The sequence below is a fragment of the Candidatus Bathyarchaeia archaeon genome (assembly GCA_035935655.1).
Classification (GTDB): Archaea; Thermoproteota; Bathyarchaeia; order 40CM-2-53-6; family 40CM-2-53-6; genus 40CM-2-53-6.
In genome coordinates, this window is record DASYWW010000057.1 from 1 (window position 1) to 6,205 (window position 6,205).

Annotated in this window: 8 protein-coding genes; 5 read left to right on the forward strand and 3 right to left on the reverse strand. The window is 52.6% G+C overall.

All coding sequences use genetic code 11. The annotated features are described in order from the left end of the window. The coding region (locus VGS11_10670) for a hypothetical protein (protein HEV2120546.1) at positions 1-636 on the reverse strand (636 nt) is incomplete at its 3' end. Positions 637-770: 134 nt separating this feature from the next. On the opposite strand from VGS11_10670, the gene VGS11_10675 reads away from it, so the two are divergent. From VGS11_10675 to VGS11_10690, 4 genes are read left to right on the forward strand one after another with little or no spacing between them, the layout of a single operon-like run. Beyond that, a complete protein-coding gene (locus tag VGS11_10675; protein HEV2120547.1) occupies positions 771-1,793 on the forward strand; it encodes an LLM class flavin-dependent oxidoreductase in 1,023 nt (340 codons plus the stop codon). Positions 1,794-1,836: 43 nt separating this feature from the next. Beyond that, on the forward strand, positions 1,837-2,652 hold the full coding sequence (locus tag VGS11_10680; protein HEV2120548.1) for an N-acyl homoserine lactonase family protein: 816 nt from the start codon (positions 1,837-1,839) through the stop codon (positions 2,650-2,652). Between the two features lie 15 nt (positions 2,653-2,667). Continuing rightward, positions 2,668-3,510, forward strand: a complete 843-nt coding sequence (locus VGS11_10685; GenBank protein HEV2120549.1) for an ABC transporter ATP-binding protein — start codon at positions 2,668-2,670, stop codon at positions 3,508-3,510. A gap of 9 nt (positions 3,511-3,519) precedes the next feature. Then, on the forward strand, positions 3,520-4,302 hold the full coding sequence (locus tag VGS11_10690) for an energy-coupling factor transporter transmembrane component T (protein HEV2120550.1): 783 nt from the start codon (positions 3,520-3,522) through the stop codon (positions 4,300-4,302). Here the strand turns inward: VGS11_10690 and VGS11_10695 are convergent. After that, entirely contained in the window at positions 4,270-5,115 is an 846-nt protein-coding gene (locus VGS11_10695; GenBank protein ID HEV2120551.1) for an ATP-binding cassette domain-containing protein, read from the reverse strand. The genes VGS11_10690 and VGS11_10695 overlap by 33 nt on opposite strands. Positions 5,116-5,197: 82 nt before the next feature. After that, positions 5,198-5,803, reverse strand: a complete 606-nt coding sequence (locus tag VGS11_10700; protein HEV2120552.1) for a hypothetical protein — start codon at positions 5,801-5,803, stop codon at positions 5,198-5,200. Positions 5,804-5,917: 114 nt separating this feature from the next. Between VGS11_10700 and VGS11_10705 the strand changes: the two genes are divergently transcribed. Next, on the forward strand, positions 5,918-6,205 hold a 288-nt coding region (locus VGS11_10705), incomplete at its 3' end, for a hypothetical protein (protein ID HEV2120553.1).

The following is a 6,205-nucleotide window of genomic DNA, read 5'->3' on the forward strand; positions in this document are numbered from 1 at the left end:
CCTCCCCGCCCCCGGTTCGCCGATTCCTTTGCCGTGGATTGTCAAATAGATTGGAACTCCCAGGGCCGCAAGCGCCTTCGTCCAAATGACCTCCCTTCCTCTCTGCCAAGACCCAAGCCCCATCCTGTGGATGATGGCTCCACCCCTTACAACAAGGCCTCCACCTGCAAGCGTGACCATGTTCTTGAGGTAGCCGTACGGCCCTATGGCGGGAAGAGGAGGCTCGACGTAGTTCACCCTGACCCCGTTCTCCCCCAGTATCCGATAGTAATCATCGAACTGCCCCTGAAGCTTTGACAGGTTTGCCCTCCCCCGAGAAGAAGAGTAGTAGTACTGCCATTCCTTCTCATATTCCTTCCTGGTTTCGTTTTCTGTTGGCCTGGACACGAGCACTTCTTTGAGCTTCCCCAACCCTTCTGCGCCCCACTTCTTGCCCCAGATCTTCTCAACCTCATCGTAGAAATCGGTCTCGTGCAACATCCAGTTCTTCGTAGGCTTTCCGCTTTCGAACCATTTGTTCCGCTTCAACGTCTTCCATTCATCGTAACCCTTCGCTGAGTAGGGTGAACTGTAAGTCAGAACATGCTCTTCGCCCTCAGAGTCGATCACCCGGAAAGGAACCTTCTTTCTAGGCACGCAAGACTGAGAAACCTCCAACTTTTAAGAGAAACGACCCATCGACTGGTCGACGAAGTGTCCTCTGGAATCAAGAGTAGATGAAACCCGAGCTGCAGAGTTAAGACAACGATGAACCCTGCTCCGGGGAATCTATGACCAACAGGGGAATAAGACGGATAGGTCTGAGCTACGTGATTGGGTTCGGACCAAAGACCTCAGTGGAGATGGTTCAAGCTGCTTTGTTCGCGGAAAAATGTCGTTTCCACTCTGTCTTGGTTCCAGAGCACTACTACGACAGAGACGCTCCATCAATCTTGGGCTCGATTTCCCAAAGTACCTCGAGAATCATGATTGGGACGGGCGTCATCAACCCATTCACTCGATATCCGAGTCTGATAGCGATGACTGCTGCAACATTGAGCGAACTGACGAGGGGAAGGTTCTTTATGGGACTTGGTTCAGGCGGGGTCATCGGCTCCCTCGAGCATGGAATCCCGGGCGAGTTTGTCGACCTGAAATTCAGCCATCCGCTTGGTCACATGGAGGAGATGGTATCCGTGCTTCGAAGGCTGCTGTTGGGAGAACGCGTTACTTTCGCCGGCAGGTTTTACAATCTCGACGGTGTGAAGATAAACTTCGACCCAATACCAGCGAAGATTCCCATATACTTTGGACAACAAGGACCAAACATGATGAAACTGGCAGGCCGGATAGCCGATGGGGTGTTAATCACGCTTTGCTGCACTGTACCCTATGTCAGAAAAGTGATAGAACTGGTCGAGACATCAAGACGGTCTAGCGGACGGGCGGCCCATTCGATTGACTTTGCAGCAAGGATAATCACTTCGATTTCGTCTGATGAAAAGAAGGCTGTGAAGCGTGCAAAGCCGCTGGTCGGCAGAGTCTTCATCCACCCCGGAGCAAGACCCGTCGCTGAAGCCAGTGGTTTCGAATTAGATTCTGTGTTACTGAAGAAGGCGATAGACTCGGGGGATGAGATAGGGTTGGATAGATGCCTACCGGATGAGGTGGTAGAAATGACCACGGCTTGCGGAACAAAAAGCCAGGTCGTAGAAAGATTGGCCGAGTATGAGAAGGCCGGCGTCACACTACCTCTGATCGTCCCCATCGGACGCGATTACAGACAGACGATTGAAGCAGTCTCGCCAGCGTAAATTCCGATTTTTTCTGCCAACGCTTATAAGAACTGAAGCTGGGTTGGAGCTCAAGTCAGCAAGAATCAGCTTGGCATCCACGAGAGTTTATTTTCTTGATGGCGGAACTTTCCAACAGGACCAATCTATCGTAACTTTCGCCATAGGCGCAGGCCAGAAGGTGTGGTCGCAGGTCTACTCAATCTACGTCGACCATCCCGAGGCAAAGATAATGATAGAAACAGGGATGGACCCCGCGCTTTGGTCCCCCATGCTCAGACAGATTCTGGTGCCAAAACAAAGCCCTGAACAACGATTGGATAACTCCCTGAAGAAGCTCGGGGTCAGCCCTGAAGACATAGACGTGGTGATAAACACCCATCTGCACGCCGACCACTGCAGCTTCAACAGGCTCTTCAAGAACGCAACTTGGATAGTCAACAGGAAGGAGCTTCAGGAGGCCCTCGTTCCCGAGCCCTTCGAGATAACCTACTTTCGTCCATGCTTCGACGTTGGCCTCGGAAAGAAGCTGATAGAGGGAGACTACTCCGTGGTCAAGGGTATAGAGATATTGAACACTCATGGACATACGGCAGGTCACGTGTCGGTGTCAGTGGAAACTGAAGGCTCGGGGACCTTCCTGTTTACCGGTGACGCTTCAATGACCAAGGAGAACTTCTGGGGGTCTGAGCGGACTTCTCCCATGGGGTGGCCCTGCGCGCCCTGCCTAGACCAGAGAGCCTACATGCGTTCCCTTGAACGAATGAGAAGTTACGTCGAGTCTACAAAGGCCCGCACTGCGAAGACCTGCAGCCCCATCTATTCCCACGACCCGGACGAATTCAATAGGTGGAAGCAGGCGCCGTTCGCGTACAAGTAGCAGGCCTGAAAGAAAGTGACCAACGCAATCGAAGTCTCGGACCTGTGGTGGCGCTATTCCCAAGAGACAGACTGGGTCCTCACCGGTGTCAACCTCGAAGTTCAGTACGGCGAGACGGTCTGCATTGTGGGTCCCACGGGAGCAGGCAAGACGACGCTCCTATCATGCATTCAGAGTCTCCTCCCCCACTCTTTCGCCATGGGAACGATGAAGGGTAAGGTCATCGTAGACGGAGCAGACACGAGAACCACGAAAGCCGCAAGACTTGCTGGAAGGGTCGGAATGGCCTTCGAGGACGCCGAGGCCCAATTCGTGTTTCCAAGCGTGGAGGACGACTTGGCGTTCGGGCTGGAGAACCTGAACATAGGCGGGGAAGAAGCGAGCCGACGACTGAAATTCATCCAGGAAGAATTCGGAATCGCGGAGCTGATGGGAAGGACAGCTGCGGAACTATCGGGAGGTCAAAAACAAAGGGTCTCAATCGCCGGGCTTGTGGCGGTCCAACCTAGAATCCTGCTTTTGGACGAGCCTACTTCGGAACTGGACCCGGTGGGCAAGACCGAGGTCATGAATCTGATCAGGAAGATTAGGCAGACACTCAACACCACCATCGTCATAGTCGAACAGGATTTGGAAGACGTGGTTCCCCTGGCTGACAGGTTCCTGCTTCTCGACTCGGGAAAAATACTGCTTGAAGGGAAACCAAAGGATTTCTTTGTCAATCCGAAATTTCTCTTGGAACACGGAGTCTATCCTCCGGAAATCTCGGTTATTTTTGGCCCGTTAAGGGATGAAGGACTCGTTTCAGCAACTCCACTCAATATTGCCGAAGCAAAGGCGCTCATGAAAGGAGGGTGAAATTACTCATTGTCTCTGAGTTGGTACGTTGCAAAGGAATCCTTTCTTCATAGAGCCAGTTCACTTTCGAAATTAGCCTTTGTCGTGTTCCTTTGGATAACGACCTTCATCTTCGTTTCTCCATTCTGGAACACAATCGAGTTGGTTTTTGTCCTCGGCATCCTGGCATTGGCCAAGATTCCGTTTTCCTCTCTCGTCAATTACCTGAAGATAATTGTCCCAGTTCTGGCCGCGTTTTTGATAATCTTCCCTTTGGTCGATCACGGAGGCACAGTCTTTTTCGAGTACGGACCAATTCAAATCAGTTGGGTGGGTGTCTCCGCTGGCATAATAGCGGCATCAAGGATCGGCACGTTGTTCTTCGCTACCATCGGTGTCCTTCTCTCGACCAGCAAGGAGAGGGATCTAATCCGAGGTTTGATGAAGGGAGGGCTCCCCTACGGAGCTTCGTTTCTTCTCATGCTGACCCTCAGATTCATTTCTCTTTCCATGGCCGACCTGACAGTAATTCGTGAAGCGCGACGGGCGCGGGCTCTGCCAGAGCGCGAAAACCCAGTCCAACTTGTGAGAAACCTGATTTCAATTGTCATACCGTTATTCTTGGCTACGATTAGAAGAATTCAGACTTCCTCGAACGCCTTGGAAGTGAAGGGATTCACTCCCGGAGCGGGAAGGACGATGATGACCAAGGAGAAAGTGCGCCCGTCGGAAATCGCCTGGGGGGCATTCTTTGTTGTCCTTACCATCTTACTTGCCGTACTAAGATTGCGCTTCGGATTCTTCACCGCCTAGGATAATCTCCCTCAGCTTCTTCGAAACATCATCAATCGATGGAACCCGGCCGTGTTCTTTCATGCCAAGTTCGTTGGCAAATTCGATTCGTTCTGGCGGCTTGAGTGAGGCTCGGGCTAGCACGTCTTGGTGCTCGAAGAGGCTTTCTGTGGAAGAATCGAGTATGAGCTCGCCCTCGGCCATCACTAGTGCTCGTTTCGAATGAGCCGCGACCACTTTCATGTCATGAGTAATTATTATGATTGTCTTCCCAAGCTGGTTAAGTCGGTCAATTAGGACCATGACCGATTCGCGACCTCTGTAGTCCATCCCCGTCGTTGGTTCGTCGATTACCATCACCTCGGGGTCCATCGACAAGATTGATGTTATCGTAATCATTCTGCGAACCCCCTTCCCAAAGAAGAGCGGTGATTCCTTACGGTTGGGCGTGAGGCCTGTCACGTCAAGGGCACGGTCGACTCTTCTCCTGACCTCGTCCGGCTTCAGTTTGAGGTTCTTCGGACCGAATTCGACCTCCTGTTCAATGGTGGTTGCGAAGAGCATGTAGTCTGGATTCTGGAAGACGTAACCCACTATTCTCGCGAGTTTCTCGGAACGGGTGGTAGCCGTGTCAAGCCCGCCCACGACGACCTTTCCTTTGGTCGGGCGGAGAAGCCCATTGAAGTGTTTGACCAGCGTAGATTTCCCAGAGCCATTCTTTCCGATTAGAGCGATGTAATCCCCTTTACGAATCGTCAGGTCTATGTTGCGGATTGCTTCAACGCCATTAGGATACTCGTGCCAGAGACCCAGCGTCTGGATTATGTCTTGCAATAGGCAAACTCACGCTTGCACCACCTTTCAATATTTAACCCTAGGAAAGTTCTGCGGTATTACCGCTACCTGTCCGATTGGTCTAGCTGGCTGTCTGTGTGGCCATGGGAGCTGATGGAGATGCTGCGGGTTTCTCCATTTTCGCCATCTTCCCAGAGTAAAGGCCTGTCCTCTTGAACACTGGGGTCAGTGTTCGCAACAAGACGCAGTTGATGACTGCCAGAAGAAGACTGCTAAGAACCGTCGTCCATACTATCGTCCAAAGCAGTCCGTAATTTGGTGGGAATGTTCCGAGGAGGAGGTTCACGAAGAGAATGCCGGCTACGGCGAAGAGCAGGACCTCGTTGAGGACGATGTTTATGACCCAGTCTCTTGCCCTTTTCATGTCTGCTAGTCCGCTCGGAGCTAGAAGATACATCCCTCCCATCATCACGCCAACGGTGAAAATCAAATCCCCGACGGCGTTTTGCGGACCACCTGACACAAGGAAGTTCTTGCCGAGCACTCCGCCTATCAGACCGATGGCGAATCCTCTCTTGCCAAACCAGAGCGGGACGGTGAAGATAAGGAGCACTGGCAGAAAGAAGGAGATGAACCCAGAGACCACTGTTGTGAAACCCGAAAGATATGCGAGAACTACCCAGAGTGCGCTGAAAGCAGCTATGACCACATAGTCGCGTGCTTCCACGTATTCCCGAGCCGGCCTTGTTATTTAAGACTGAGTCGTATGTCTCGCTTCATTCACCCGCCACGCCGAGAATTCGTATATATTGTCAGGGCGAGATGCCGAAGCCGAGTTTCGGTGGAAACGCGAGTCGTAAACCTCGACGGCCGAACGATAGCCGAGACCACGGTTCACGACTTCAAGACGGCCCTTCGAGGACCGCTGCTCCGACCCGGGACGCCCGAATATGAGGACGCTCGCAGGATTTGGAACGCAAACATCGAGAAGCATCCTGCCCTGATCGCGAAATGCACGGGCTTCGCAGACATCAGGCTCTCAGTCAACTTCGCAAGGGAGAACAACCTCCTCGTCTCGATCAAGGGAGGCGGCCACAGCATCCCCGGTCTTGGTCTCTGCGACGGCGGC

Bases quoted from the DNA above. Each gene is read 5' to 3' on its own strand.
- VGS11_10675 (HEV2120547.1), top strand. From the start codon at position 771: ATGACCAACAGGGGAATAAGACGGATAGGTCTGAGCTACGTGATTGGG.